A 26,391-nucleotide genomic window follows, 5' to 3' on the forward strand; every position below is an offset into this window, starting at 1 on the left:
AGCATCCGCCAGCGCGTGACGCACCGTGTCCGGATCACTTCCCGCTGAAGTCTCCCGACGGGGAGCCCCATCCGGAAGGGTCGTCCGACAACGCGCGGCGGCGGGCGTTTTCCTCGCGGACCCGCTTCACCTCCGCCTCGATGTACTCCTCGTCGTAGCGCTGGAACACCCGCGCCGGGTTGCCCGCCACCAGCGAGCGTTCCGGGACGTCCTTCGCGACCACCGAGTTCGGCTGCACCGTCGCGAAGTCGCCGATCGTGACGCCCGGCATGATCACCACGAGGCCGCCGATGAAGCAGCCCTTGCCGATTTTCACCGGCTTGCGTTCGATCAGGTCGCTGCCGGAATAGTTTTCCAGCGCCATGTTCGCGAGCCAGCTCGAATGCGTGAACACCAGCGTGTTCAGGCCGATGCTGGTGTGCTCGCCGATTTCCAGGCCGCCGCTGGCGTCGAGGACCGCGCCCTCGCCGATCCAGCAGTGTTCGCCCATCGTGAGGTTGTCCGGGCTGACGATCTTGGCCCGTTCCCGCATCCGGCACGATTCCGGCAGGCCGTGGAAGGCAGCCCGCTCGGCGTCGTTCATGTACTGCGTAACGAGGTCGTTCAGGATCATCGGGCGCAGCCGGTTGCTGCGCTCGTCGTCGAAGAACATCAGTTGTCCGCCACCAGTTTCGTGAGCACCCGCAGGTGTTCCTCGGCCACTACGTCCAGCCCGAAGTTGTCCCGGACCATCGCGGCTTCCCGTTCGGCGATTCGCGCGCGTTCCTTCGGATTGTCCAAAAGGGACAGCACGGTGGCCGCGACCGCCTCCGAATCGTTCGGGCGCACCAGCAGGATGTTCTCGCCGTTGCGCAGTTCGATGCCGGGGTAGTTGTCCTCGGTGACCGACGCGATGGTCGCGGTGCCGGACAGCATCGCCTCCAGCGACGCGGTGCCGCAGCCGCCGTTGAGGTCGTGCGTCACGATGTCCGCGGCCGCGAAGTACGCCGGCACGTCCGCCTTCGGCACCGCGCCGGTGACGATCAGCGCGTCGGAGACGCCCAGTTCCTTGGCCCGCTGCTGGAACGCGTCGTGGTACACGCGCCCCACGACGATCACGCGCAGCCCGGGGTGCTTCTCCAGGATCGCGGGCAGCGCCTCGATCAGCGGCAGCCGGTCGCGCAGCGGGATCACGTGGCCGAGCGACACGATCAGCGGCGCGTCCCCGATTTCCAGTTCCGCGCGCACGTCCTTGGTCACCGGCTTCGCGAAATGCCCGGTGTCCACCGCGATCGGGAAGTACTCGGAGTTGTCGTCGCTCGTGCCGTAGCGGTCGACGCAGTAGTCCACGCCCTGCTTGTCGAGAATGATGAAGCGCGGGCGCAGGTACTTCAGCACCGGGTTGACCAGCAGCGCGTCGAGCGCGCGGAACACCCGGCCGTACATCTTGTTCTCGCTGATCAGCAGCGTGTGGATGGTCAGAAGAACGGGCAGCTTGTGCCGGCGCGCGTAGATGCCGACCATCCAGGACAGGTCGAAGAACTGCCCGTGCAGGTGCACCGCGTCCGGTTTGAACTCGTTCAGCAGCTTCCACAGCCGCCGCCAGTTGCCCGGCCGCATCGACGCGAACGTCATGTCGAAGTCGATCGACAGGCCGAGCTGCGGCATTTTCACCGCGGGCAGGCGCACGACGCGGTATCCGTCGCGCTCCTCCTCCGCCGGCGCGTCACCGTAGGCAGCGGTGATCGCCAGCACTTCGTTCCCGGCGGCCGCGTACTCGGCGGCCAGCGAGGCCGACATGTGCGCGCTTCCGCCCACTCGCGGCGGGAAGAAGTTGTTCACCACCACGATCCGCATGGGCTTTCCTTCGGCCGGGCCCGCAGTGCTCATTACGCATTCCCCTCGGAAGACGCGCCGACGGAGAGGCTCACTCGGAGTCCCGCACCAAGGCGCGCATGCCCTCTTCGACGGTGATGGTCGGCTCCCAGCCGAGCACCTCGCGGGCGCGGGTGATGTCCGCGGCGCGGCGCGACACGAGGACGTCGCGCTTGTTGAACACCGGCTCGACGTCGACGCCGACCGCCTCGATCAGGATCTTCGCCAGGGTGGCGATCGAGGTGTCGATGCCGGTGCCGATGTTGATCGGCAGGTTCGACTGCTCCGACTCCAGCGCCGCGACGACGGCCTTGGCGAGGTCGGTCACGTGCACGAAGTCCATCGACTGGTCGCCCGCGCCGTCGATGATCGGCGGCTGGCCGGCGCGCAGGCGCTGGATGAAGTGGTTGATGACCGAGGTGTAGTACGCCTCGATCTTCTGGCCGGGGCCGTACACGTTGAAGAACCGCAGCGCGTTCCAGGACAGGCCCTTGGTGCGCTCGTAGAAGCCCAGCAGGTCCTCGCCCGCGCGCTTGGAGATGCAGTACGGGGTCAGCGGGTTCAGCTTGTCGTCCTCGTGCATCGGCAGCCGCTCCGGCTCGCCGTACACCGAGGCGCTGGAGGCGAACACCAGGCGCTCGACGCCCTCGTCGGCCGCGGCCGCGAAGACGTTGTTGTTGCCGACCATGTTGATGTCGATCGACTCGCCCGGGTCCGCGACCGACTTGTTGATCGACACGGTGGCGAAGTGGATCGCGTGCGTGCAGCCGCGAATGGCCTCGCGGACGCCGACGCCGTAGCGCACGTCCTTCTCGACCAGCTCGACCTTGCCGGTGGCGACGAACTCGTTGACGCGGTCGCGGTTGCCGCGGGTCATGTTGTCGAAGATGCGGACCGTGTAGTCCTTCTCCAGCAGGAGCGGGATCACGTGCGAGGCGATGAAACCGCCGGCGCCGGTGAAGAAAACTTTCTTGTCGGACATGGGTTCTCCTCAGGAGGGTCGGCGGGGTCAGGAAAGAGCGGACACGGCTTCGCGCACGGTGGTGACCACGCGCTCGACTTCGCTGTCGGTGAGTTCCGCGTGCATCGGGATCGCCAGCTGGCGGCGGAACGCGTCGGCGGAGACGGGCAGCGGCTGCTGCTGCCCGTACACCGGCTGCAGGTGGGAGGCGTAGGTGCCGAAGTTGCACTGCACGCCCTGCTCGCGGATCCGCAGAGCCAGCGCGTCGCGGCTGATCTCCGGGGCCACCGTCATCAAGTATGCCTGCCACGGGTGCTCGCGGTCCGGGGCCTCGACCGGAACGGTCAGCGCCTCGACGTCCTCGAACGCCTCGTGGTAGCGCTTGGCCACCGAGCGGCGGGCGGCGAGCAGGTCGGGCAGCCGGTCGAGCTGCACGCCCATGATCGCGGCCTGGATGTCCGACAGCCGGAAGTTCCAGCCGAGCTCGTGGAACGTCGGGATCGGCAGTTCCTGCGCGCCCTCGCGGGTGAACGCGGGCTCGATGCCGTAGGTGTGGATCTTGCGCGCGTGCGCGATCAGGTCCTCGCGGTTCGAGACCAGCGCGCCGCCCTCGCCCGCGGTGATGCCCTTGCGGCCGTGGAAGGAGAACGCGGCCAGGTCGGCGAGGCTGCCCGCCGGGCGGTTGCGGTAGGTCGCGCCCGCGGAGCAGGCGGCGTCCTCGAACAGCCACAGGCCGTGCTTGTCGGCGATCGCGCGGTACTCGTCGAAGTCGCCGGGCTGGCCCGCGACGTCGACGGCCAGGATGCCGACCGTGCGCGGCGTGATGAGCGCTTCGATCGACGCCGGGTCGGCGCTGAAGATGTCCGGGCGGATGTCGGCGAAGACCGGCTTCGCGCCGGCCTGCAGCACGGAGTGGCCGGTCGCCGGGAAGGTGTAGTCGCCGACGATCACCTCGTCGCCGGGCTGGACGCCGAGCACCTTCAGGCCAAGGAACAGGGCGGAGCCGCAGTTGCTGGTGGTCAGAGCGTGCGCGGTGCCGGTGGCCTGTGCGAACCGCTCCTCGAAGCGACGGCACGCCGGGCCCGCGCCGGCCAGCCAGCCGGAACGGAACACTTCGGCGACGGCTGCGAGCTCCTCGTCGCCGACGGTCGGCTTCCCGAGCAGGACGGGTTCGCCCACTGTAGATCTCCTGTGCATCGGGGTGTCCCGCATTGCGCGGGGTCGCGCCGAAGTGTATAGAAGTCGCGCTTGCCGGCTGTTTCGGGGACAGAACCCACGGGTAAGCACCCGTTCCGGGCATAGGCTCACCGCATGCGGATCGGGGTGCTGGGGGCCGTCGTCGCGTGGGACGGCGCGGGCGGGACGGTCGCCGTGGGCGGGACGCGAGGCCGGACGCTGCTGGCGTTGCTCGCGGCGGACGCCGGGCGGTTCGTGTCCGCCGAACGGCTCATCGACGGGCTCTACGGCGAGGACCCGCCGGACGGCGCGGCCAACGCGCTCCAATCGCAGGTCTCGCGGCTGCGCGGGGCGCTGAAACTGCCCATCGAACTCACCTCGGCGGGGTACCGCCTCCGGATCGAACCGGACGAAGTGGACGCGCACCGCTTCGAGCGGCTGGCCGGCGCGGGCCGCCGCGAACTGGCCGAGGGGGATCCGACCCGGGCCAGCGACCTGCTCGGCGAGGCGCTGGCGCTGTGGCGCGGACCCGCGTTCACCGACGTTCCCGCGGCCGAGGTCCAGGCCACCCGACTGGCTGAACTGCGGGCCGAGGCGGCCGCCGACCGGGTCGACGCGGAGATCTCGCTAGGCCGCGCCGCCGACGTCCTCGACGAGCTGCGCACCGCCGTCGCCGAGCACCCGCTGCGCGAGCGGTCGCGAGCCCAGCTGGTGCGGGCGCTGCACGCGGCCGGGCGGACCGCCGAGGCACTGGCCGCGTTCGAGGACGCCCGCCGCACGCTCGCCGAGGAACTCGGTGCGGACCCTGGTCCAGACCTGACGGAGGCGCACCTGGCCGCTTTGCGCGGCGAGTCGGCGAACGCCGCGACGCCGTTGCCCGCGCAGCTCACCAGCTTCGTCGGCCGTGACAGCGAACTGCGGCAGGTCGCGGACCTCCTGCGGCAGGCCCGGCTCGTCACGCTGCTCGGACCGGGCGGGACGGGAAAGACCCGGCTGGCCATCGAAGCCGCGGCCGATGCGGGGCCGTGCGTCTTCGTGGAACTGGCCCCGCACGTCGCCGACGACGTTCCGCAGGCCGTCCTCACCGCGCTCGGCCTGCGCGAGGGGGCCCGCGGTCGCCAGGACCCGGTCGACCGGCTGGTCTCGACGTTGCGGGACCAGGCGACGTTGCTGGTGCTGGACAACTGCGAACACGTCATCGCCGCGGCCGCCCGGTTGGTCGCGCAGCTGCTGCCCGCCTGCCCCGGGTTACGCGTGCTGGCGACGAGCCGGGAACCGCTTGGCATCACCGGCGAACACCTCGCGCCGGTCCCCCGCCTGGCCGTTCCGCCGCCGGACGCGGAGGCCGTCGAGAGCTACCCCGCGGTCCGCCTGTTCCTCGACCGCGCCCGGGCGAGCGACCCGGCGTTCCGGCTGACCGACGAAACGACGGCCGACGTCGTGCGCATCTGCACCGCCCTCGACGGCCTGCCGCTCGCCCTGGAACTGGCCGCGGCCCGCGTGCGCACGCTGCCGGTCGCCGACATCGCCGCGCGACTCGGCGATCGCTTCCACCTACTCGCTCGCGGCAGCCGCACCGCGGACGAACGGCACCGGTCGCTCCGCGGCGTCGTGGAGTGGAGCTGGGATCTCCTCGATGCCGACGAACGCCGTCTCGCCCGTCGGCTGACCGTCTTCACCGGCGGCGCGACCCTCGGGTACGCCGAGCAGGTGTGCGCCGCCCCGGTCGACTTGCTGCCCGAACTCGCCGACAAATCGCTCGTGGAACCGTCGGGCGGGCGTTACCGAATGCTGGAGACGATTCGCGCGTTCTGCGCCGAAAAGCTCGCCGCCGCCGGTGAGACTGAGCGCTTCCGGCATGCCCATGCGCAAGCCTTCCGGCAACTCGCCGAGGAAGCCGACCCGAAGCTGCGCACCGCGGAACAGCTGGACTGGTTGCGGAAAATCGACGCTGAGTACGACAACATCGTGGCCGCGCTCCGGTGGTCGGCCGCGGCGGATCCGGCTACTGCCTTGCGGATCGCCACCGCACTGTCGATGTATTGGTGGCTGCGCGGACGACGTTACGAAGGCGCGGCGCTGTCGATGGAAATCGTGCGCAACTGCCAAGCGGAGCCGCCGGAAGAGCACCGCGAGCAATTCCTGATGTGCCTGCTGACCGCGATCGCCGGTGCTCCCGAAGCGGCCGAGACGGCGAACTATCGGTCCTATGTAGAGCAGTACTTAGTGGACAGTTCCTGGACGCCGCGGCATCCGATGCTGCTCATGTTGTCCGGTGTCGTGCTCGGACCGCCGGAAGACGACACCGCGCGGCTCCGGCTGTCCGGACTCGAAAACCACCCCGACCCGTGGCTCACCGCGCTCGTGCCGATGGGCGACGGGCTGCGCTCGATGCTCGCCGGGGAACTCGACGAAGCCGAACGTGGCCTGCGCGAAGGAGAAGCCCGCTACCGAGCCCTCGGCGAACGCTGGGGTCTCTCGATGGCGCTCGACCACCTGTCGCAACTGCTGGTTTTACGCGGCCGCCACGAGGAAGCACTCGCCGCGATGACCGAATCCCTGACCCTCATGCAGACGCTCGGCGCGACCGACGACTACGCGGACCTGCTGTGCCGCCGCGGCGACAGCCGAGCGTTGCGCGGCGATCTCGACGGCGCGAAGGCGGACTACGAGCGGACCGTCGAATTGGCCCACCGCACCGGGATGCCCGAGACGCGGGCCAGCGGTCACGTCGGCTTGTCCGGTCTCGCCCGCCGCTCCGGCGACCTGGCCACCGCGCGGACGCTCGCCGAACAGGCGCTCGCCGAATGCGCGGCGGACTCGTTCTCGGCCGCCATCGTGCGGGCGGCCGCGTCGATCGCGCTCGGCTGGATCGACGTGGCCGAGCACCGGTCCGACGACGCCCGGCGCCGGATGCGGCTCGGGGTCGAAACCGCGCACCGCTGGCATGACCACGGGTCACTGGCCACCGCGTTCGAGGGCGTCGCCGGGGTCTTCGCCGAGGAAGGCCGGTTCGCCGACGCCGCCGCCCTGCTCGGCGCGGCGGCCGCGGTGCGCGGAACCGCCGTGCCCGGCCAGCACGATGTCGCGCAGGTCACCGCGGCCGCGGAAAAGGCGCTCGGACCGGACGGATTCGCCGCCGCTTACACCGCCGGTAAGCAGCTAGAACCGCGGCAGCGCCTCGAGTTGGCCGGATTGTCCCCGGTCCAGTGAACGGGTACCACGCCGTCGGGGGGTACGCAGCGCCGCGGGAGAGCGCGTAGCCTTCCCTGCCGTGCGGAACGTAGTTGTGATCGGTGGGGGAATCGTCGGGCTGTCGGTCGCTTGGGAGCTGTCCCAGCGCGGCCAGGACGTGACGGTGCTCGAAAAGGAAGCTCGCTGGGCGGCGCACCAGACCGGGCACAACTCCAACGTCGTGCACGCCGGGCTCTATTACAAGCCGGGCTCGTTCAAGGCGCGGATGTCGGTCGGCGGCAACCGGTCCATTGTGGATTTCGCCCGGCAGTACGGGGTGCCGGTCGAGGTCTGCGGCAAGCTGGTCGTGGCCACCCGCGAGGAGGAGATCCCCGCGCTGAACACACTCGCCGAACGGGCCGAGGCCAACGGCGTTCCGGCCAAGCGGATCACCCCCGCGGAGGCCCGCGAGTACGAGCCGGAAGTGTCCTGCGTCGCCGCGCTGCGCGTCGAGTCGACCGGGATCATCGACTTCCCCGCGGTGTGCGCGGCGCTCGTGCGGCTGCTCGACGAGGCGGACGCGGACCTGCGGCTGAACACGCCCGCGCTCGGCATCCGCCCGGCTCGCGGCGGCGGCGTCGAGGTGGCCACCGGCTCCGAGGTGCTGCACGCGGACGCGCTGGTCAACTGCGCCGGGCTGCACGCGGACCGCGTCGCCGAACTGGCCGGGCTCAAGCCGAGCGCGCGCATCGTGCCGTTCCGCGGCGAGTACTACGAACTGAAGCCGGAGCGCCGGCACCTCGTGCGCGGCCTGATCTACCCGGTGCCGGACCCGACGCTGCCCTTCCTCGGCGTGCACCTGACCCGGATGCTGGACGGCAGCGTCCACGCGGGCCCGAACGCCGTGCTCGCGCTGCGCCGCGAGGGCTACCGCTGGGCGGACGTGTCGGTGAAGGACCTCGCCGACGTCGCCCGCTTCCCCGGCGCCTGGAAGCTGGCGCGCAAGTACGCGTACCCGACCGGCCTCGAAGAGGTGCTGCGGTCGTTCTCGAAGAAGCGGTTCGCCGCCAGCCTCGCGCAGCTCGTGCCCGCGGTCACCGAGGACGACATCGTCCGCCACGGTTCCGGCGTGCGGGCGCAGGCGTTGCGCCCGGACGGTTCTTTGGTGGACGACTTCCTCATCGAGTCCGCGAAGGACCAGGTGCACGTGCTCAACGCGCCGAGCCCGGCGGCGACGAGCGCGCTCGAGATCGCCAAGTACATCGCCGACCGGGTCACCGACTGATCGTCCACTGCAGACAGTTCAGGACGGAAGATTCCCCGACACCATCGGAATTCCGGCCTTGATCGCGTCGCACGCCTTGTTCTTGTCGGCCAGCTGCCCGCTGACGATCTGGATCGAGGCGGTGTCCGAAACCGGGAGCCCGGCCGCGCAGATCACGCCGGCGGAATCGTTGAAGTTCGGGAACAGCGACCATTTCCGGCCGTTCACGTCGATCTGCTCGGTCGGCGCGACCTCCATGCCGGGCCAGCGTTTCAGCGGCACGTCCGGTCCGACCCAGACCTCGAACGGCTTCTGCCCGCCGTCGCCGTCGGTGTCCTTCCACAGGCAGTAGGTCACGTTCGGCGAGATGACCTTGGAGCTGTCCAGTTCGCCGTTCGGCACCATTTTCAGCTGCTGCGCCTGCTCCGGCTTCAGCAGCTGACACGGGTTGACCGACGCGAGCGGCCCGCTCGGCGCGGTGCCCTCCGGCGGGGTGCTCGGCGTGATCGGCGGCGCGGGCTGCCCGCCCGGCAGATGCGCGGCGACCTGCGGGATGACCTTCTTCGTGCGCTCGCACGCCTGCGCGTCGTCCGGATAGGACACGCTCACGAAGGCGAACGACTTGGGTCCGAGCGTCGTGTACAGGTCGCAGCTGCCGCCCAGGAACCCGGCGTACCGCGTCCACGGAAACCCGCCGAGCTGCACCGGGTCGGCCTTCTTGAGCGCACCCTGGAGGTAGTCGTCGAGGCTCAGGTCCACCGACCAGCCAACGGACATGACCACCGTGTGCTCGGTGTCCGTCGCGGTCCACAGGCACATCGCCGGCGCGCGCTGCGCCTTGTTGGCCTTCACCGACCTGCCCTGCGGTTTGTAGCCGAGCCCGGCGAGCTGCTTCGCGTCGAGCAACGCGCACGGGTCGACGACCGGCGTGACCGGCCCCTGTCCCGGCACCGGCGAAGCCACGCCGCTCACCTGCTGCGTGCACCCGGCGAGCAGCGTCGCGGCCGCCGCCAGGGCGACCGCCGCTTGTTTGAACCTCATCAGCTGCCTCCTCCGCTCCGCACCCTACTGACCAGTGCGGTTCCGCACTCGCGGAACAGGAAGGATCGACCCGGCAGTTACGGTTTCGGCACCGCACGGCGCAGGACGAGCGCGGAAACCCCGGCTGCCACCACGGCCGCCGCGGCGGCGGCGATCGCGATGGCCATCGTGGTTCCGCTCACCCGCGGCCGGAACGGATGCGAGTTCGGCACCAGCAGAATGACGCCGGAGCCGAGCACCGCGAGCAGCAGCCCGAACAGCCAGATCCGCAGGGCTCCTTGGCGGAGCGTCGCGAGAAACTGCTTGTCCGCGGACCGGAACATCGGCCGCCGATCCCGCCCCCTGACCAGCATGACCCCGTTGACGACGAGACAGAACGCCGCGCCGCCGATCGAGATCAGCCCGAACCGGAACGACGCGTGCGTCCCCTTTTCCGCGGTGAAAAGCAGCCAGCCCGCGACCGCGAGCACGGCGAAAGCCAGCGCATAGTCCACTGTGGCCAGCGCACCGGCCTTGCACAGAGCGGGGATCAGGGCTCTGTCGGATTCCATCTGAGGTTGTCTCGCCTTCGCGAAGTTCAGCGCTTGACCGGTTCCAGCACCTCGAGCCCGCCGAGGAACGGGCGCAGCGCCACCGGCACCCGGACCGAACCGTCGGGCTGCTGGTGGTTCTCCACGATCGCGACGATCCAGCGCGTGGTCGCGAGGGTGCCGTTCAGCGTGGCGGCCGTCTGCGGTTTGCCGTTGTCGTCGCGGTAGCGCACCGACAAGCGGCGGGCCTGGAACGTGGTGCAGTTGGACGTCGAGGTCAGCTCGCGGTAGGTCTCCTGCGTCGGGACCCACGCCTCGCAGTCGTACTTGCGGTAGGCGGACGTGCCGAGGTCGCCGGTCGCGGTGTCGATCACCCGGTACGGGACCTCGATCGCGGCGAGCATGTCCTCTTCCCAGCCCAGCAGCCGCTCGTGCTCGGCCTCCGCGTCCTCCGGCTTGGCGAAGACGAACATCTCGACCTTGTCGAACTGGTGCACCCGGATGATGCCGCGGGTGTCCTTGCCGTACGACCCGGCCTCGCGGCGGTAGCACGACGACCAGCCGGCGTAGCGGCGCGGACCGGCGGAGAGGTCGAGGATCTCGTCCGAGTGGAAGCCCGCGAGCGGGACCTCCGACGTGCCGACGAGGTACAGGTCGTCGTCGCGCAGCCGGTACACCTCCGACGAGTGCGCGCCGAGGAACCCGGTGCCGGCCATGATCTCCGGACGCACCAGCGACGGCGTGATCATCGGCGTGAAGCCGTTGGCCGTCGCGCGCGCCACGGCCATGTTCAGCAGCGCGAGCTGCAGCTGCGCGCCGACGCCGGAGAGGAAGTAGAACCGCGAGCCCGACACCTTCGCGCCGCGCTCCATGTCGAGCGCGCCGAGGCCCTCCATCAGGTCGAGGTGGTCGCGCGGGGTGAAGTCGAACGACGGCACCTCGCCGACGGTCTTCAGCACCGCGAAGTCGTCCTCGCCGCCTATCGGCGCGTCCGGGTGCACCAGGTTCGGCAGGATCCGGAACAGCTGGTCGAACTCCTCCGACGCCTCGTTCTGCTCGACCTCGGCGGCCTTGACCTGCGCCGACAGCTCCTTGGCGCGGGCGAGCAGGGCGGGCTTCTCCTCCGCGGAGGCCTTCGGCACCTGCTTGGACACGGACTTCTGCTCGGCCCGCAGCTTGTCGGCGGTCGCGATCGCAGAGCGGCGGCGCTGATCGAGGTCGAGCAGCTTGTCGACCACTCCCTCGTCCTCGCCACGGGCACGCTGCGACGCGCGCACGGCTTCCGGGTCTTCGCGCAGAGTCCTGGGGTCAATCACGGACAGAAGGGTAGTCGCAGGCCAGCCACGACTTCGACGCGGTTTCCCGTACACACTGTGCGGCGCCCCGAAGACAACCCGACAGTCTGATCGTTGTCGCCCGTTTCCCGCGCTCCCCATACTCGCTAGAACCCGGAGCGGAGGGAACTCACATGACCGACGACCTGCTCGCGCGCCACCGCGCGGTGCTCCCGTCCTGGATGTCCCTGCTGTACGACGAGCCGATCGAAATCGTGCACGCGCAGGATCGCCGCCTCACCGACGCCAACGGCCGCACCTACCTCGACTTCTTCGCCGGCGTGCTCACCAACGCCATGGGTTACGACGTCCCCGCGATCAGCGACGCGGTCCGCAAGCAGCTGGACACCGGCGTGCTGCACACCTCGACGCTGTACCTGATCCGCTCGCAGGTCGAGCTGGCCGAACGGATCGCGGAACGCTCCGGGATCCCGGACGCGAAGGTGTTCTTCACGAACTCCGGCAGCGAGGCCAACGACACCGCGCTGATGCTCGCCACCCAGTACCGCCGCAGCAACCAGGTGCTGGCGATGCGGAACTCCTACCACGGCCGCTCGTTCGGCACGGTCGCGATCACCGGCAACCGCGGCTGGTCCGCGTCGTCGCTGAGCCCGCTCAAGGTCAACTACGTCCACGGCGGCTACCGCTACCGCAGCCCCTTCCGCGACCTGCCCGACGCGGCTTACATCGACGCCTGCGTCGCCGACCTGGTCGAACTGCTGGAAACCGCCACCGCGGGCGACGTGGCCTGCCTGATCGCCGAGCCGATCCAGGGCGTCGGCGGCTTCAGCTCTCCGCCGGACGGCCTGTTCAAGGCGATGAAGGAAGTCCTGGACGACCACGGCATCCTGTTCGTCTCCGACGAGGTCCAGACCGGCTGGGGCCGCACCGGCGACCACTACTGGGGCATCCAGGCCCACGACGTGGTGCCGGACCTGATGACCTTCGCCAAGGGCCTGGGAAACGGCCTGGCAGTAGGCGGCGTGGTCGCGCGAGGCGACGTGATGGACTGCTTCCGGGCAGAGTCGTTCTCCACGTTCGGCGGCAATCCGGTGTCCATGCAAGGCGCACTGGCCGTCCTGGACTACATCGACGACCACGACCTGCAAGCAAACTGCAAAGCCCGCGGCGACCAGCTCATGCGAGGCCTGCGCGCGGCCAACAGCCCCTTCGTCGGAGAAGTACGCGGCAAGGGCCTGATGATCGGCGTAGAACTGGTCGAACCCGGCACCACGACGCCGAATACCGCAGCCGCGAAACAAATGCTGGAAGAAACGAAAAAGCGCGGCCTGCTGATCGGAAAGGGCGGCCTGCACAAAAACGTCCTGCGGATCGGGCCGCCGATGACGCTCACGGAAGCCGAGGCGAGCGAGGGGCTGGAGATTCTGCTCGACTCGTTGGCGGCTTTGCCCTGACCGGCTCGTGAGTGCCTATGCCGGTTCTAACCGGGATAGGCACTCACGACTTCACCGCCGCACAAACCGCGCCACGTGCTCCGCAAGCACCTCGCCCGCATCCTCCTGCAAGAAATGCCCAGCACCGGCAACCACCGGATGGTCCAGTCCAGAAGCCCCACGCATCGACCGCTGCAAAATCGGCCCCATTGCCCCGGTAATCGGATCCCCGTCCGAAAACGCGCACAAGAACGGAACATCCATTTCCGTCAACGCCGCCCAAGCCGCCCGATTAGCCTCGGACGCGGGATCATCCGGCCGCGTCGGCACCAGCCCCGGCATAGCCCGCGGCCCAGCCTTGTACATCTCATTGGGAAACGGCGCGTCATAAGCCGCCCGGACATCCTCCGGCAGCGCGGTCTTGCACCCGGACTGCACACACCGCCCGACATCCAGAATCTGCGCGCCCTCCACGGCTTCGCGGAACTTGTGCCACACCGGCGGCATATCGACATCGCCCGTCGGCAGCCCGGTATTGGCCGCGACCACCCCGGCGAACCGCCCCGGGTTCTCCGCCACCAGCCGCAGCCCGATCAGCCCGCCCCAGTCCTGCCCGACCAGTGTGACCTCTTCGAGGCCGAGGACGTCGAACGAGAACCGGCGCATCCATTCGACATGCCGCGCGTAACTGTGGTCGACGATCTCCGCCGGCTTGTCCGACCGGCCGAACCCGACTAGGTCCGGCGCGATCGCCCGCAGCCCGGCGTCGGCGAGCACCGGAAGCATCTTCCGGTAGAGGAACGACCAGCTCGGCTCGCCGTGGAGCAGCAGAACGGGCGGCCCGTCCGCCGGCCCGGCCTCGACGTAGCCGACTCTGATCAGCCCGCCGTCCGGGTCGGACAGGTCGGTGTAGGAAGGTTCGAAGGCGAAATCGGGCAGGTCCGCGAACCGGTCTTCCGGCGTCCTGAGGAGTCGCACGGTTCCCACGTTAGTGGGAACGGGACCGCGCGGCAGTGCGCGAATGCTACGAAATCGCCACCGCGACGACCAGCCCGAGCCCGAGGTGCGCCGCCGCGACGACGATGCTCGCCGGCGCGAACTTCTCGCTCTGGATCGTGGACCCGACGTCGATCCGGGTCGCCCACTCCAGCAGCCGCACCGCCAGCACCTGCACGATGACCCCGAGCAGGCCGTAGACCAGCGACGTGATCAGGCCGGCGGTCAGGTCGCTCGCGGAGCTGTAGATCGCCACGACGACGATGAACGCCATCGACAGCAGCCCGGACGCGGTCACGATCACCGCGTTCGGCAGGCCGCGGGTGACCAGCTTCGACAGCTTGCCCGGCGTGGTGAAGTCGATCGCGTAGAACCCGGCGAACATCAGCAGCAGGCCGACGATGCCGTACAGCAGGATCGCGCCGATGCCGCGCACGAGGTCGGAACCGAACGTTGCGGGCAGTGCGAGCGTCGTGGTCACGGAGTCTCCCTGGATGGCCAATTCGCACCGGTGGAATCGGACATCCAGGGTTGTATCACGACTCCGGGATCCGGTGCGGCACAAACGCCGCGCCGTCGTCGGTGACAAGTCCGCTGGTCTCGCGGATCCCCAGCCCCGCCGAGGAGTCCCCGACGATCCACGCGCCGAGCGCCGGACGGTATCCGTCGAACTCCGGCAGCGGGTCGAACGCCTGGTAGACGTAGCCTTCCGCGCCGTAGACGCCGTCGGTCTGCGTCTCGTACCCGGTGGCCACGATCTGCACGTTCGCGCCCTCGCGGCCGAGCTTCGGCTTGCGCACGTACTCGGTGAGCAGGCCGGGGTCGTCGGCGAACGCGGGCAGCAGGTTCGGGTGCCCGGGGTAGTTCTCCCAGAGCACGGCGAGCAGCGTCTTGTTCGACAGCAGCATCTTCCACAGCGGTTCGACCCACAGCGTGCGCGGCATGGTCTCCACCGCGAACTTGCCGAACTCCTCGTCGACCACCCATTCCCACGGGTACAGCTTCACCACCGTGGACATCTGCGCCTCGGCGAGGTCGACGAACCGCTTGAGCACCGGGTCCCAGCCGATCTCCTCGATCGCGAGGCCGACCGTGTCGAGCCCGGCCTCGGCCGCGGTCTCCTGCAGGTACGCCGTGGTCACGTGGTCCTCGCCGCTCGGATCGGCCGCGGACCAGGTGAAGTGCAGTTCGTTCGACGGCAGCTTGCCGCCGATCTCCTCCCAGCGCTCGACCAGCTTCTCGTGGATGGAGTTCCACTGGTCGTCTTCCGGGAAGACGTCGGTCTTCCAGTGCCACTGCAGCAGCGACGCCTCCAGCAGCGTGGTCGGCGTGTCCGCGTTGTACTCCAGCAGCTTGGCCGGGGATTTGCCGTCGTAGCGCAGGTCGAAGCGGCCGTAGACGTGCGGGTCCTGGCGTTTCCACGACTCCGCGATGTGCGGCCACACCCACTCGGGGATGCCGAAGCGGTGGTACTGCTCGGTGGTCACGACGTTGTCGACGGCCTCCAGGCACATCGAATGCAGCAGTTCGACGTCCGCCTCGAGCGAGAGCACCTCGTCCATGTCGAAGACGTAGTGCACCGATTCGTCCCAGTACGGCCGGGGTTTGCCGGTGCCGTCGCGCGCCGGGGTGCCGTAGACCAGGCCTTGTTCCTCGACGATCCGCTGCCAGTCGCGGCGCGGTTCCCGCCGGTCCCGATACATCTACGAGCCTCCGCTCTTGCCGGTCCCGCCGGAGGTCCCGCTCTTGCCGCTGATGCCGAAGCCGCCGCGCTGAATGCTGGTTCCCGACTTGGTCGAAACGTTGGTGTTGCCCGACGGCGCGGTGAAGCTGCCGCCGGAGACGTGCTGGCCGATGCCGCCGGTGCCGCCGTAGTTGTAGCGGTACTGGGTGTACCCGCCGCCGCCCGGAAGCGGGATGAACCAGAAGCCGCCGCTGTAGTGCCCGCCGTGGGAGACCGCGTAGTTCTCGTCGCAGTTCCGGTCGTCTTGGATGACGCCGTTGGCGTCAGTGCAGACCGCGGTGACTTCCTTGGGCTTGGCGATCGTGTAGAACGTCGCGATCAGCCCGACCAGACCGACGGTGACGCCGCTGCCGATCAGGATCTTGCGTTTGGTGGCCGCCTTCGCGTCCGCCGCCTCCCGTGCCGCGACGGCCGCCTGCCGTTCGCGTTCCTGGTCGGCGAGAGCCTGCTTGCGGGCCCGCTGTTCGGCCACCGAGGGCTGCCGCGGCTGCGTGTTCGCGTCCTGGAAACGCATCGAGCCCGGCTTCTTCGGCTCCTCGGGCGGCTGCACGCCGCTGTTGTCGTCTTGCGTCATGTGCGCTCCGTAATCCCCCAGCACTGCAAACCCCGCGTTCCACCCTAATCGACCCGGCACACGCGCGGTTCATGCGGCGCGGGCATCATGGGTATCGATGTCTCAACGCTCGGAGCGGTTCCCTTCGCGTATGCAGACCCTGACCACCCGCGTGGTGATGGCCGGGGTGTTCCTCGGTGCGGTCATCGCGCTGGCCTTGAGCGTCGCCTTCTCCTGGACCGACACGCTCGCCGGAGGCGCGGGCGGCGGCGAGGGCAAGCTCAGCGAGGCCGCCCAGCAGGCGTTTCACTCGCCGCCGGGCACCTGCCTGACCTGGAACGCCAAGGACGCCTCGGACGCGCACCAGGTGCCGTGCGAGCAGCCGCACCTGTTCGAGGTGACCACCGTGGTCGACATCGGCGCGAAGTACCCGCAGCAGGCTCCGTTCCCGAGCCTCGACCAGTGGCAGGACATCGCGCAGCAGCAGTGCAACGCCGACGTGCGGCCGTACCTCGGCCACCCGCTCGACCCGTACGGCAAGCTCACCACCAACCTGCTGCGGCCCACCTCGGCGCAGTGGGCGCAGGGTGACCGCCAGCTGCGCTGCGGCCTGCAGTTCGCCGGTCCGGGCGGCACCCTGCAGTCCACCACCGGCGCGGCGAAGACCCAGGACCAGTCGATGGTGTGGGCCCCGGGCACCTGCCTCGCGCTGGTCGGCAAGGGGGTCGGCGACCCGATCGACTGCGGCAAGCCGCATTCGTACGAGATCATCGCGACGCTCGACCTCGCCTCGCACTTCAAGGACGGCTACCCGAAGCTGGACGACCAGAAGTCCTGGCTCGACACCGAGTGCAACAAGGCCGCCAAGGACTACACCGGCGGCGCCGATCTCTCGGCGAAGAAGCTCACGCTGGGCTGGGACTCGCGCGAGCAGGAGAGCTGGGATGCCGGGTCCACCAAGGTCAACTGCAAGGTCGCGGCCACGCTGCAGGACGGCAGCGGATTCCAGGCGGTCACCGGCAGCGTGAAGAGCGGGTCGGCCGGGGCGTCGAGCCAGCAGCAGAGCCCGCCGCCCAAGTCCAGCTCCAGTTCCAGCTCCAGCGGGGGCAACTGAACAGTGCCCGTCGAGATGAGCCAGGCGCGGTTCGAGGAACTCGTCTCCGACGCGCTCGACCAGGTGCCCGCAGAGTTCGCCGCGGCGATGGACAACGTCGTGGTGCTGGTCGAGGACTTCAACGAGGAAGCACCGGACATCCTCGGGCTCTACCACGGCATCGCGCTCACCGAGCGCACCAGCCACTACAGCGGGGCGCTGCCGGACCGGATCTCGATCTACCGCGAGCCGATCCTCGACATCTGCGACACCGAGGACGACGTCGTCGAGGAAGTGCTCATCACCGTCATGCACGAACTCGGCCACCACTTCGGCATCGACGACGAGCGGCTGCACGAACTCGGCTGGGGCTGATTTCGGCGGAATCGCGGCGGACCGGTGCTCTTCCTTGATCACCACCGTCCCGCGACCGCGGAAACCACCGAAGGTCACCAAAGCGTCACAGACCGCCGCCACTCTCCCTAGACTGGCCTCACCAGGGCGTTTCCTTTTCCTCGTGAGGTGGTTCGTGGCGCATCGTCAGACGGACAGCCGGCTGCGCTGGCTGCTCGCGTCGAGCGGCACGTCGAATCTCGCCGACGGCATCGCCAAGGTCGCTTTCCCGCTGCTGGCCACCACGCTGACGCGCGATCCGGTGGAGATCGCCGCGCTGTCGGCGGTGCAGTTCCTGCCGTGGCTGCTGTTCGCCATCCCGGCCGGCACGCTGGTCGACCGGATCGACCGCAAGAAGGCGATGGTCGCCGCGAACGCGATGCGCGCGCTGGTGGTCGCCGCGGTCACCGCGCTGCTCGCGTTCGGCTCGGTGCAGATCTGGACGATCTACGTCGCGTCGCTGCTGGTGGGGATCGCGGAAACGGTCGCGGAGAGCGCGGCGAACGTGCTGCCGCCCGCGCTGGTCGAGGCGGACCGGCTGGAGAACGCCAACAGCAAGCTGCAGGCGTGCGAGATCGTCGGCCAGACGTTCCTGGGCGGCCCGGTCGGCAGCGCGACCTTCGCGATGTTCGCGGTTTTCCCGTTCCTGCTCTCGTCGGTCGGATTCGCGGTCGGCGCCGCGGTGCTGCTGGGCATGGCGGGCAGCTATCGGCCGCGGCAGGAAACCACCTCGCACGTCCGGGCGGATTTCGCGGACGGCTTCCGCTGGCTGCGGAAGCATTCGCTGCTGCTGCGGCTGCTCGCGATCGCCGGTCTGCTCAGCCTGATCAGCGAGCTGGCCCAGGCGCAGCTGGTGCTGTACGCGCTGGAAGACCTGCATTTGTCCGATGCCACCTTCGGCGCGTTCGCGTTCGTCGGCGGGGCTGGCGGTCTGCTCGGGGCCGGGTTGACGCCGCGGCTGGTCCGGCGCGTCGGACGCCGGGCGGTCCTGGTCGGCGGGGTGTTGTTCTGCGCGCTCGGGTTCGGCGGCATGGGCCTGATCCGCCAGCCGGTGGTGTCCGCGGTGCTGTTCGGCGTGTTCGCGGCGGCGGTGGTGGCGGTGAACGTCGTGCTCGCGACCGCGCGCCACACGCTCGTGCCGGGCGAACTGCTCGGCCGCGTGCTCGGGGTCTGGCGCACTGTCGTCTGGGGCGCGATCCCGCTCGGCGCGCTGCTCGGCGGATGGCTCACGAAGCTGCTCGGTTCGGCGGGCGACACCTTCGCCGCGTCCGGCCTGCTGCTGCTGTTCGTGACCGGCTATGCACTGTTCGCGCTGCGCGGGCACCCGCTCGATGACAAAACGGCCTCGACCGGGGACGGAGTCCGCTCGCAGCAGTGATCCGGCGCGGTTTTGGTGCTGGAATAGCACCTCACCCCGGCCGCCCGGAGGTACGTGATGACCGCGCTCCACACTCCGCCGCTGCCCGACGACGACCGCGACACCGAGCTTGAGTCACCTCCGCCCGCCGCTCGCCGTCCGCTCGTCCTGGCCGCCATCGCCGGGTTCGTGCTCGGCGGCTGCGTGCTCGGGCTGCTCTGGGGCCTGTCCGGCCAGCGAGCCGGAGCGAATGTCGACGCCGCGGCCGCCTGCACCGCGTTCGCCCGCGCCGGGCGCATCCCGGACACCACCGGCGGCACCGACGCGGCCCAGTTCACCCGCATGTCCGACGACGCGGTGCACCGCGTCACCGGCGCGATGGAGCTGGCCAAGGCGGCGGCGACCTTCGACGGCAACTACCAGCCGCTGGCCAAAGCCCTCGACGCGGTGAACAAGATGGTGCTCAGCAGCCGCTTCGACAACCGCGACGGGCAGGCCGCCGTCGTACAGGCGGAGCAGCTCTGCGCGCGGGGCTGACCCCACGCGCGGAGCGTCCGGTCAGGCCTTGTGCACGGTCTTCACGCCGAGCTGCTTGCCCGGGATGTTCGTGCCCGCGCAGCCGGTGCCGTCGAGCGGCACGAACTTCGACGCGGTCTCCTGCGGCAGGTACACGCGCAGGCCCTTGACTGGCGTCGGCTTGCAGACGCTCGGGTCGAAGTTGCGCACCTGCGCGAACTGCAGGTCGGCGGCGGCGGTCTGGCCGGGAGCCAGCTTCACCGGAGCGCCCTTGGCGCCGTCGCGCTCGGCGGCCGGGCCGATCTGCGCCCCGTTCTCGCCGCCGACGTACGACACGCCGGGGAAGCCCTGGATGGTGCACGGTTTGCCGCTCGTGTTCTTGATCAGCAGCGACCGGTACTGCGAACCCGCGCCGGCGTCTCCGCCGCCCAGCGACAGGGACACGTCGCCGGCCTTGCAGAGACCGTTGTCGGCGGGCGGTTTCTCGGCCGGCGCCGCGCCGCCGCTCGGCGCGGACGACGCGGAAGAAGGAGCGGACGATGCCGCGGACGACGCCGACGACATCGGGCTGCTCGACGGGGTGTCCGAACTCGCCGGGCCGCTCGCGGCGGGTGCGCCCTGACCGCAGGCGGAAAGCAGCAGCGCCCCCGACGCGCCCACTGCGGACAGGAAGACCAGGGAAATCCACGGTTTCTTCGTGTTTGCCATCTCACTCGCCTCGCTGTGCTGGTGAACGCCTAACTGGGTGAAACCTTCATCCGGAGGACGTGCCAGGTCCGGACGGGGTTGCTCCGCATCCGGTGAGTTCCCCACCGGACCCGGGTTCACGCGGCGTTTCCCCGCACGAGTGATCAACCGCTCACGAAAGGCGCGTGTCGACCCAGCGCAGGCACTCCCAGCCGCTCTCCGTCGCTTCCAGCTCGACGAACTTCGTGTTCGGGATCAACGCCTCGTTCGCCAGTTCGGCGGGCACGTTCGAGGCCAGCCATTCCCCGGCGAGCCGGATCGCGCCGCCGTGGCTGACCAGCACGACCACTCCGTCCGGCGAGGTCTCCTCGTGCTTGGCCCGCAGCTCGGCGGCCGCGCCGAGCATCCGGTCGCGCACCTGCCTGCCGGTCTCGCCGCCGGGGATCGGGACGTCCAGGTCGCCTTCCGTCCACGCCTTCACCACGCGCAGGTAGGTGCCGATCGAGTCCAGGTCGGTGTTGCCCTCGAGATCGCCGGCGTCGACCTCCTTGACGCCCTCGATCACCTGCACGTCGAACCCGAACGCCTCGGCCAGCGGAGCCGCGGTCTGCTGCGCACGCACCGCTTCCGACGCGTAGACCGCCACGATCGGCTCGGCCTTCAGCTCTTCGGCGAGCGCCGCGGCTTGCTCGCGGCCGAGTTCGGTGAGCGGCGGGCCGGGCAGCGCGGTGTCCAGGGCGCGGCGGACGTTGCCTTCGGTTTGCCCGTGCCGGGCCAGCAGCAGCCTCACGCGCCTTCTCCCTTCAAAACGGCGTCGACCCACGCCTGCGCGTCGAGGAAATCCTGGTTCCCCGCGCCCTCCTCGATGGTGGCCGCGACCTCGTCCGCCCGCGGATGCGAACCGAGGAAACGCAGGTGCGAGCGGCGGCGCAGGGCGGTCATCGCGTCGATGATCCGGGGTTCGGCGAGGTGCCCCTCGAAGTCGATGAAGAACCGGTACTCGCCGAAGTTGTTGCGGGTCGGCCGGGCGTCGATCCGGGTCAGGTTGATCCCGCGGCCGGCCAGCTCCACCAGCAGGTCGGACAGCGTTCCGGTGCGGTTGACCGCGGCCGCGACGATCGACGTGCGGTCGGCTCCGGTGGGCGCGGGCAGTTCGCCGGGACGGCGCACCATCAGGAACCGGGTCTGCGCGTCGCGGACGTCGGCGACGCCGGTCGCCAGCTCTTCCAGCGGGTAGTGCTCGATCGCGACCGGCGCGCAGACCGCGGCGTCGAAATCGCCCTCGACCACGCCGACCGCCGCCGCCGCGGTGGACGACGAGGCGACCGGGGTGGCGTCCGGCAGGTTCGCCTCCAGCCACTCGCGCACCTGGGCGAGCGCGTGCGGATGGCTCGCGACGGTGCGGATTTCGCCGCTGCCGGGCCGGTTGAGCACGCTGAAGTGGATCGGCAGGATCGTCTCGGCCGTGGCGACGAGCGGATCCCCGTCGCTGAGCCCGTCGAGCGTCGCGGGCACGACGCCCTCGACGGAGTTTTCGATCGGCACGCACGCGGCGTCCGCGGCTCCGTCGCGGACGGCCTGCAGCGCCAGCCGGACGGTCTCGTAGGGGGTCAGGTCCTCGCCCGGCGCGAGCGCGCGGGCGGCCTGCTCGGTGAACGTGCCCTGAGGGCCGAAATACGCGATCCGCAACACGAGCCTCAGGCTAGCGACCGCGTGCGTGGCGCTTTTCACTCGGACAGCCGGTGGCTAAACCGGTTACGCCGGGTGGCGTTTTTTGCCATGCTGGACCGGTGACCGCCGACTCAGGCACACACGCCGGGCACGGGGAAGCCGGTACGCCGGGTTCTCCCCGAACGCCGGAATTGGTGCTGTGCGCCGTCGATGAACCGCTGGCCGCGGCGTGGACCTCCGCCGTGGCGGACTTCGGCGGCTCCGTCCGGGTGCACCGCGGTTCGGTGCTCGACATCGCCGCGCAGGCGGTGGTCAGCCCGGCCAACTCCTACGGCTGGATGCGCGGCGGGATCGACGCGGTTTACGCGCGGGCGTTTCCCGGCATCGAGCAGAGCGTGCGCAGCGCGGTACTGGCTTCGTACGGCGGTGAGCTGCCGATCGGCGAGTCGGTGATCGTCCCGACCGGCGAATCCGAACCGGCGTGGCTGATCAGCGCGCCGACCATGCGCGAACCCGGCGAGCGGCTGCCCGCCGACACCGTCCACCCGTATCTCGCGGCGCGCGCGGTGTTCCTGCAATGGCAGCGCGGACAGCTGGATTCCGGCTCGGTCGCCTCGGCCGTGCGGACGATCGCGATGCCCGGTCTCGGCACCGGCGTGGGCGGCGTGGCACCGGCCACGTGCGCCCGGCAGGTCGCCGCCGCGTGGCAGGAAGTTTTCGGGGCCAACGGTCACCTTCGGTGATCGAATACCTGCCCCGGTCAGGGGTGCGTGCATCACATCACAGCGCGTTCACGCGCGGTAAGCCCTACCGTTGATACGGCGTTACGGAAGTAGCGCAGACGGAGCCAGCGCAGGCGACGGCCGAGGAGTGTGCGATGCCCACACGGGTCCGTGAACTCAGCCCTTATGTAGAGCTGCATCGGGAACAGTGGCGGGAGCTGCGCAGCTCCACTCCGCTGCCGCTGACCGCGGACGAGCTGGTCCGGCTCCGCGGGCTCGGGGAGCAAATCGATCTCGCCGAGGTCGCCGACGTGTACCTGCCGCTTTCGCGGTTGATCAATCTCCAGGTGAAGGCCCGGCAGCAACTGTACGAGGCCACCACGACATTTCTCGGCGAAGACTGTCGCAACACCAAGGCTCCGTTCGTGATCGGCATCGCGGGCAGTGTCGCGGTCGGAAAATCGACCACCGCCCGAATCCTGCGCACTCTGCTGGCCCGCTGGCCCGACCATCCGCGGGTCGACCTCGTGACGACCGACGGGTTCCTCTACTCCCGCGCGGAGCTGACGCGGCGCGGAATCATGCACCGCAAGGGTTTTCCGGAAAGCTACGACCGGCGCGCGCTGCTGCGGTTCGTCACCGAGGTGAAGTCCGGGGCCGAGCGGGTGGCCGCGCCGGTGTACTCGCACCTGGCCTACGACATCCTCCCGGACCAGGAACAGGTCGTGGAACGGCCGGACATCCTCATCATCGAGGGATTGAACGTCCTGCAGCCCGGCCCGAGCCTGACCGTCTCGGATCTGTTCGACTTCTCGATTTACGTCGACGCGCACATCGACGACATCGAACACTGGTACGTCGAACGATTCCTGAAGCTGCGGCACACCGCCTTCGCCGACCCGGCCTCGCACTTCCACCACTTCGCCGGCCTGCCCGACGACGAGGCCCGCGAAGAGGCCCGGCACCTCTGGCACACCATCAACGAGCCGAACCTGATGGAGAACATCAAGCCGACCCGTCCACGCGCGACTCTCGTGCTCCGCAAGGACGCCGACCACGCGATCAACCGCGTTCGGCTGCGGAAACTCTGAATTCACCCACACGCACCTCAGCAGTCTCGTTCCGCACCTGGCCCCGGAGTTGCTGACCGATCGGCCAGAGTCTTCGTAACCACTTGGCCGATACCAGCGGGCCGGTCCGCAAGCGACCCTGAAACACAGCAGGATGTCGCACTTGACCTGCGAAGGAGGCCACGATGTTGACTATCGTCCTGACCTGGGTCGGCGCGGTATTGGGATTGACGCTGCTGGTCGCGATGGCCGCGGGGGCGTTCGTCGTCGACTTCGACGACGCGCTGCGCGAACGGCGCGTGAAGGCACGGAGCACGACGGGGCCGACCAGCTGAGGCCGCGCCTTCGGGTCCAGGCAAGATGTGCGGCATGAGTCCGGTGAGCCGCGCGCGCAAGAAGAGTTCCCTACCCACCGCCCCCAGCGTCAACGGTCTGTTCAAGGACGTGCTGCGGGACTTCTCCGCGGTCGCGGCCGAGCCCGGCCCGTTCGACATCGAGCTGCTGGGTTCCGAGGTCGTCGGGCAGTGGCGGGACGTCGTGGTGGAGGACGAACCGGAAAACCAGCTCGGCCTCGAGCTGATCGCGTTCGCCCAGCGCAAGATCACGCCCGGCGCGGCGGCGCTGCTGGCCGCGCTGAAGGTGCTGGCCGAGTCCGAAGAGGAGCGTGCGGCGGCGGCCGAGGCGCTCGGCGTCGTGCTCGGCCGGGGCATCCCGGAGCCGGAGTGGGCCGCCGAGGTCGGGAAGGTCAGCGTCGGCGAATGCTGGCGCACCGGGGATGTCTACGGCGACGAGTCGTCGTTGCTGTGCGTCTTTTCGCGCGGCGACCACTCGCTCGGCCTGCTCGCGCTGCTGGACTTCGCCGAGGGCGGCCGGGTGCGCGACCTGGTGGTCATCGAGGAGCCGCACGAGGTGCTCGCCGAAATGCGCTCGCAGGTCGAGGAAGACGGCGAGCTGGTCGTGCTGGAAAAGGTCGAGCCCGCCGACGCGCACCGGCTGCTGGTATCCGGAATCGCGGCCACGGACGCACTGGACGAGCCGGACATCGGCGAGGACTACGCGCGGTTCCACGCCATCGCGCTGACCTGGGCGCGTTCGCTGCCGGAGCCTTCCGATGGTCCGGCGGTGGCCGAGTGGACTGCCGCGCAGCGCGAGGAAGCGGTCGCCCAGTTCCTCGCCGACACGAACCTGCCGGACGCCGACGCCGCCCGCGAAATCGCCAACCTCCTGGTGGACCACGGCTGCCGGGCAGAACCGGCGAACCCGCTGCGCGTCGGTCCGGAGAAGCTGGCACGGTTCCTCGAATCCTTGCTGGACGGCGAATCCGAGCTGGAAGACGAGGACGCGGTCGCACCGGTCGTGCTGGCGTGGGCCGGGTGGGCCGCGGCTCGTGCCGGACTGTCCGAAGCAGCCACTGCCGCGCTGCTGGAAGAGGTCACCGAATACCTCGGCGAATACCTCTCGGACGACGACGAGGAAGAGGACTTCAGCGACTACCTCGACGGCACCGAATCCGCCGACGAAGCACTGGAAGTGGTGGCCCGCCGTCGTTTCGCGGTGCCCGAACTGTCCACAGTGATCGGTGACGAGGAACTGACCGACCTGGACCCGGGCGACCCGGAACAGCGCCGCCTGCTGGTGATCGGCGCACACCCGGAGTACCACGAATCGCTCGCCGCGGAAGAATTCGACGGCGCGGACGGCCTCCGGCTCGCCCTTGAGACGTCCATTGTGGACCAGCTGTGGGACGACGAGCCCGCCGAAGTGTGGACCGCCGCGCAGAACCTGCTGCGGCAGGACCTTTCCCGCACCGAGGTCCTCGACCGGTTGGTGTCCGTCCTCGAAGGACAGCTGACCGAAACCGAGGAAGAAGACCAGCTGGACTACGACCTGGACGCCTACCGCGCCGCACTGGCCGAGATCTAGCCCTTCGGAAGCGCGATCCGGGCCGACCGGATCTCCGCGAGCAACCGGGTTTTGCGGCGGTGGACGTTCACCAGCTCGGCGACGTAGCCGGTGAACTCCGCCGCCGTGCCCGCTTGTTTGTGGAGGGTGCGCAGTTTTTTGAGGCACTGCGCCGCTTCCCGGTACGCGGCGGCTTCTTTCTGCGCGATCAGCTGCTCGATCCGTTCGCGGTATTCCGGAATGGAGGGTTCTTCTTTCGGCGACTCCGGTTTCTCCGCCTGAGGTTTCTCTGCCTGCAGTTTCTCCGCTCGCGATTGATCCGCCCGCAGTTGCTCCGCCTGCGATTGCTCTGCCCGCCGCGGCCGTGCCCGCTGCGGAGTCAGCACCCGAGCCGCGTACGCGATCGCCTCACTGTGCCGCCCAGCCGCCCGCAACACCCGCACGATCTTGAGACTGACGTCCACCCGAGGCGGTTTGGCCGCGAGAATGGCGACCAGCCCGTCGACGTCCCCGCTAGCCTCCGCGATCTCCTCCTGCAGCCGCTCCGCGATCTCGCGCTTCTCGGCGGATTTCCCGCGCAATATTTCGTCCACAATGGACTTCATCCGCGCGAGCCCGGCATCCCCGAGCGCCCCCGCGAAATCGGCCACCGCGACCGCCCGCCCGCTGAACGCCGCCTCCAGCACCCAGTCCGCGAGCTGCTCGGGATCCGGCGGCCGAGCCGCACAGGCCCGCGCGTACAACGCGACCGCTTGGTCAAGCCGCACCTGAAGGTCCCCGGCGAGATCACCGTGCTGCTCGAGCATGCCCACGATGTCGTCCACCGCCCGCCGGGCGAGCGGCGCGAGATCGGCCCGGCTGCCGGAGTCGAGCAGCCGCCGCACAGTATCGAGAACCGCACCGATTTTGGCGGTGTACTCGACCGGGTCGGGGACGCTCACGCGAACAGTCTGCCGTAT

At 69.6% G+C, this 26,391-nt stretch carries 26 protein-coding genes; 11 read left to right on the forward strand and 15 right to left on the reverse strand.

The genetic code is table 11. The features are described 5' to 3' along the window. Positions 1 to 34 precede the first annotated feature (34 nt). The 4 genes from F9C12_RS22780 to F9C12_RS22795 all read right to left on the reverse strand — a co-directional run bounded on the left by F9C12_RS22780 (position 35) and on the right by F9C12_RS22795 (position 4,012). Positions 35 to 652, reverse strand: a complete 618-nt coding sequence (locus tag F9C12_RS22780; RefSeq protein ID WP_409183885.1) for an acyltransferase — start codon at positions 650 to 652, stop codon at positions 35 to 37. Beyond that, the gene (locus F9C12_RS22785) at positions 652 to 1,836 is read right to left on the reverse strand and encodes a glycosyltransferase family 4 protein (RefSeq protein ID WP_409183886.1); all 1,185 of its coding nucleotides are present in this window, start codon (positions 1,834 to 1,836) and stop codon (positions 652 to 654) included. The genes F9C12_RS22780 and F9C12_RS22785 overlap by 1 nt, the downstream gene beginning before the upstream one ends. 70 nt (positions 1,837 to 1,906) lie before the next feature. Then, positions 1,907 to 2,836 carry an NAD-dependent epimerase/dehydratase family protein gene (locus tag F9C12_RS22790; protein ID WP_409183887.1) on the reverse strand — a complete coding sequence of 310 codons (930 nt, stop codon included), beginning with the start codon at positions 2,834 to 2,836 and terminating at the stop codon, positions 1,907 to 1,909. Positions 2,837 to 2,863: 27 nt separating this feature from the next. Further along, positions 2,864 to 4,012, reverse strand: a complete 1,149-nt coding sequence (locus F9C12_RS22795; protein WP_409183888.1) for a DegT/DnrJ/EryC1/StrS family aminotransferase — start codon at positions 4,010 to 4,012, stop codon at positions 2,864 to 2,866. A gap of 114 nt (positions 4,013 to 4,126) precedes the next feature. On the opposite strand from F9C12_RS22795, the gene F9C12_RS22800 reads away from it, so the two are divergent. Further along, complete coding sequence (locus tag F9C12_RS22800; protein WP_409461789.1) at positions 4,127 to 7,204, forward strand: BTAD domain-containing putative transcriptional regulator; 3,078 nt, start codon at positions 4,127 to 4,129, stop codon at positions 7,202 to 7,204. 61 nt (positions 7,205 to 7,265) lie between these two features. Beyond that, entirely contained in the window at positions 7,266 to 8,450 is a 1,185-nt protein-coding gene (gene lhgO, locus F9C12_RS22805; RefSeq protein WP_409183890.1) for an L-2-hydroxyglutarate oxidase, read from the forward strand. An 18-nt stretch (positions 8,451 to 8,468) separates the two neighbouring features. On the opposite strand, the gene F9C12_RS22810 is transcribed toward lhgO, so the two are convergent. The 3 genes from F9C12_RS22810 to serS form a co-directional block, all read right to left on the reverse strand. Continuing rightward, a complete protein-coding gene (locus tag F9C12_RS22810; RefSeq protein WP_409461790.1) occupies positions 8,469 to 9,470 on the reverse strand; it encodes a DUF3558 family protein in 1,002 nt (333 codons plus the stop codon). Positions 9,471 to 9,547: 77 nt separating this feature from the next. Then, positions 9,548 to 10,021: a hypothetical protein gene (locus tag F9C12_RS22815; RefSeq protein WP_409461791.1), complete on the reverse strand. Its 474-nt coding sequence runs from the start codon at positions 10,019 to 10,021 to the stop codon at positions 9,548 to 9,550. A gap of 26 nt (positions 10,022 to 10,047) precedes the next feature. Further along, on the reverse strand, positions 10,048 to 11,316 hold the full coding sequence (gene serS, locus F9C12_RS22820) for a serine--tRNA ligase (protein ID WP_409183893.1): 1,269 nt from the start codon (positions 11,314 to 11,316) through the stop codon (positions 10,048 to 10,050). Between the two features lie 152 nt (positions 11,317 to 11,468). Between serS and F9C12_RS22825 the strand changes: the two genes are divergently transcribed. Further along, the gene (locus F9C12_RS22825) at positions 11,469 to 12,749 is read left to right on the forward strand and encodes an aspartate aminotransferase family protein (protein ID WP_409461792.1); all 1,281 of its coding nucleotides are present in this window, start codon (positions 11,469 to 11,471) and stop codon (positions 12,747 to 12,749) included. A 51-nt stretch (positions 12,750 to 12,800) separates the two neighbouring features. Here F9C12_RS22825 and F9C12_RS22830 read toward each other — a convergent pair whose 3' ends face one another. From F9C12_RS22830 to F9C12_RS22845, 4 genes are read right to left on the reverse strand one after another with little or no spacing between them, the layout of a single operon-like run. Continuing rightward, positions 12,801 to 13,715, reverse strand: coding sequence for a haloalkane dehalogenase (locus F9C12_RS22830; protein WP_409461793.1), 915 nt, complete (start codon positions 13,713 to 13,715; stop codon positions 12,801 to 12,803). Positions 13,716 to 13,752: 37 nt separating this feature from the next. Then, complete coding sequence (locus F9C12_RS22835) at positions 13,753 to 14,205, reverse strand: DUF350 domain-containing protein (protein WP_409183896.1); 453 nt, start codon at positions 14,203 to 14,205, stop codon at positions 13,753 to 13,755. A gap of 55 nt (positions 14,206 to 14,260) precedes the next feature. Next, positions 14,261 to 15,427, reverse strand: a complete 1,167-nt coding sequence (locus F9C12_RS22840) for a glutathionylspermidine synthase family protein (RefSeq protein ID WP_009085817.1) — start codon at positions 15,425 to 15,427, stop codon at positions 14,261 to 14,263. After that, positions 15,428 to 16,042, reverse strand: a complete 615-nt coding sequence (locus tag F9C12_RS22845; RefSeq protein ID WP_409461794.1) for a hypothetical protein — start codon at positions 16,040 to 16,042, stop codon at positions 15,428 to 15,430. Between the two features lie 97 nt (positions 16,043 to 16,139). On the opposite strand from F9C12_RS22845, the gene F9C12_RS22850 reads away from it, so the two are divergent. The 4 genes from F9C12_RS22850 (at position 16,140) to F9C12_RS22865 (ending at position 19,401) form a co-directional block, all read left to right on the forward strand. Further along, complete coding sequence (locus tag F9C12_RS22850) at positions 16,140 to 17,135, forward strand: septum formation family protein (protein ID WP_409183898.1); 996 nt, start codon at positions 16,140 to 16,142, stop codon at positions 17,133 to 17,135. Between the two features lie 3 nt (positions 17,136 to 17,138). After that, positions 17,139 to 17,489: a metallopeptidase family protein gene (locus F9C12_RS22855; protein WP_161269782.1), complete on the forward strand. Its 351-nt coding sequence runs from the start codon at positions 17,139 to 17,141 to the stop codon at positions 17,487 to 17,489. A 154-nt stretch (positions 17,490 to 17,643) separates the two neighbouring features. Then, positions 17,644 to 18,885: an MFS transporter gene (locus tag F9C12_RS22860; RefSeq protein ID WP_409461795.1), complete on the forward strand. Its 1,242-nt coding sequence runs from the start codon at positions 17,644 to 17,646 to the stop codon at positions 18,883 to 18,885. A 57-nt stretch (positions 18,886 to 18,942) separates the two neighbouring features. Then, positions 18,943 to 19,401: a hypothetical protein gene (locus F9C12_RS22865; protein WP_409461796.1), complete on the forward strand. Its 459-nt coding sequence runs from the start codon at positions 18,943 to 18,945 to the stop codon at positions 19,399 to 19,401. 21 nt (positions 19,402 to 19,422) lie between these two features. On the opposite strand, the gene F9C12_RS22870 is transcribed toward F9C12_RS22865, so the two are convergent. The 3 genes from F9C12_RS22870 to pheA all read right to left on the reverse strand — a co-directional run bounded on the left by F9C12_RS22870 (position 19,423) and on the right by pheA (position 21,759). Further along, entirely contained in the window at positions 19,423 to 20,088 is a 666-nt protein-coding gene (locus F9C12_RS22870) for a DUF4232 domain-containing protein (RefSeq protein WP_409183901.1), read from the reverse strand. 151 nt (positions 20,089 to 20,239) lie between these two features. Beyond that, positions 20,240 to 20,857 (reverse strand): histidine phosphatase family protein, encoded by a 618-nt coding sequence (locus F9C12_RS22875; RefSeq protein ID WP_409461797.1) that lies wholly within the window; start codon positions 20,855 to 20,857, stop codon positions 20,240 to 20,242. Continuing rightward, a complete protein-coding gene (gene pheA / locus F9C12_RS22880; protein ID WP_409461798.1) occupies positions 20,854 to 21,759 on the reverse strand; it encodes a prephenate dehydratase in 906 nt (301 codons plus the stop codon). The genes F9C12_RS22875 and pheA overlap by 4 nt, the downstream gene beginning before the upstream one ends. A 98-nt stretch (positions 21,760 to 21,857) precedes the next feature. On the opposite strand from pheA, the gene F9C12_RS22885 reads away from it, so the two are divergent. The 4 genes from F9C12_RS22885 to F9C12_RS22900 all read left to right on the forward strand — a co-directional run bounded on the left by F9C12_RS22885 (position 21,858) and on the right by F9C12_RS22900 (position 25,453). Then, the gene (locus tag F9C12_RS22885) at positions 21,858 to 22,481 is read left to right on the forward strand and encodes a macro domain-containing protein (RefSeq protein ID WP_409461799.1); all 624 of its coding nucleotides are present in this window, start codon (positions 21,858 to 21,860) and stop codon (positions 22,479 to 22,481) included. Between the two features lie 134 nt (positions 22,482 to 22,615). After that, a complete protein-coding gene (gene coaA / locus F9C12_RS22890) occupies positions 22,616 to 23,551 on the forward strand; it encodes a type I pantothenate kinase (protein WP_409183905.1) in 936 nt (311 codons plus the stop codon). Positions 23,552 to 23,715: 164 nt separating this feature from the next. Next, positions 23,716 to 23,865 (forward strand): hypothetical protein, encoded by a 150-nt coding sequence (locus F9C12_RS22895; RefSeq protein ID WP_409183906.1) that lies wholly within the window; start codon positions 23,716 to 23,718, stop codon positions 23,863 to 23,865. A 34-nt stretch (positions 23,866 to 23,899) separates the two neighbouring features. Further along, positions 23,900 to 25,453 carry a hypothetical protein gene (locus F9C12_RS22900; RefSeq protein WP_409461800.1) on the forward strand — a complete coding sequence of 518 codons (1,554 nt, stop codon included), beginning with the start codon at positions 23,900 to 23,902 and terminating at the stop codon, positions 25,451 to 25,453. On the opposite strand, the gene F9C12_RS22905 is transcribed toward F9C12_RS22900, so the two are convergent. After that, positions 25,450 to 26,373 carry a hypothetical protein gene (locus F9C12_RS22905; RefSeq protein ID WP_409461801.1) on the reverse strand — a complete coding sequence of 308 codons (924 nt, stop codon included), beginning with the start codon at positions 26,371 to 26,373 and terminating at the stop codon, positions 25,450 to 25,452. The genes F9C12_RS22900 and F9C12_RS22905 overlap by 4 nt on opposite strands. Positions 26,374 to 26,391 lie beyond the last annotated feature (18 nt).

Origin of the sequence: Amycolatopsis sp. GA6-003 (assembly GCF_046267895.1) — a bacterium.
GTDB lineage: Bacteria > Actinomycetota > Actinomycetes > Mycobacteriales > Pseudonocardiaceae > Amycolatopsis.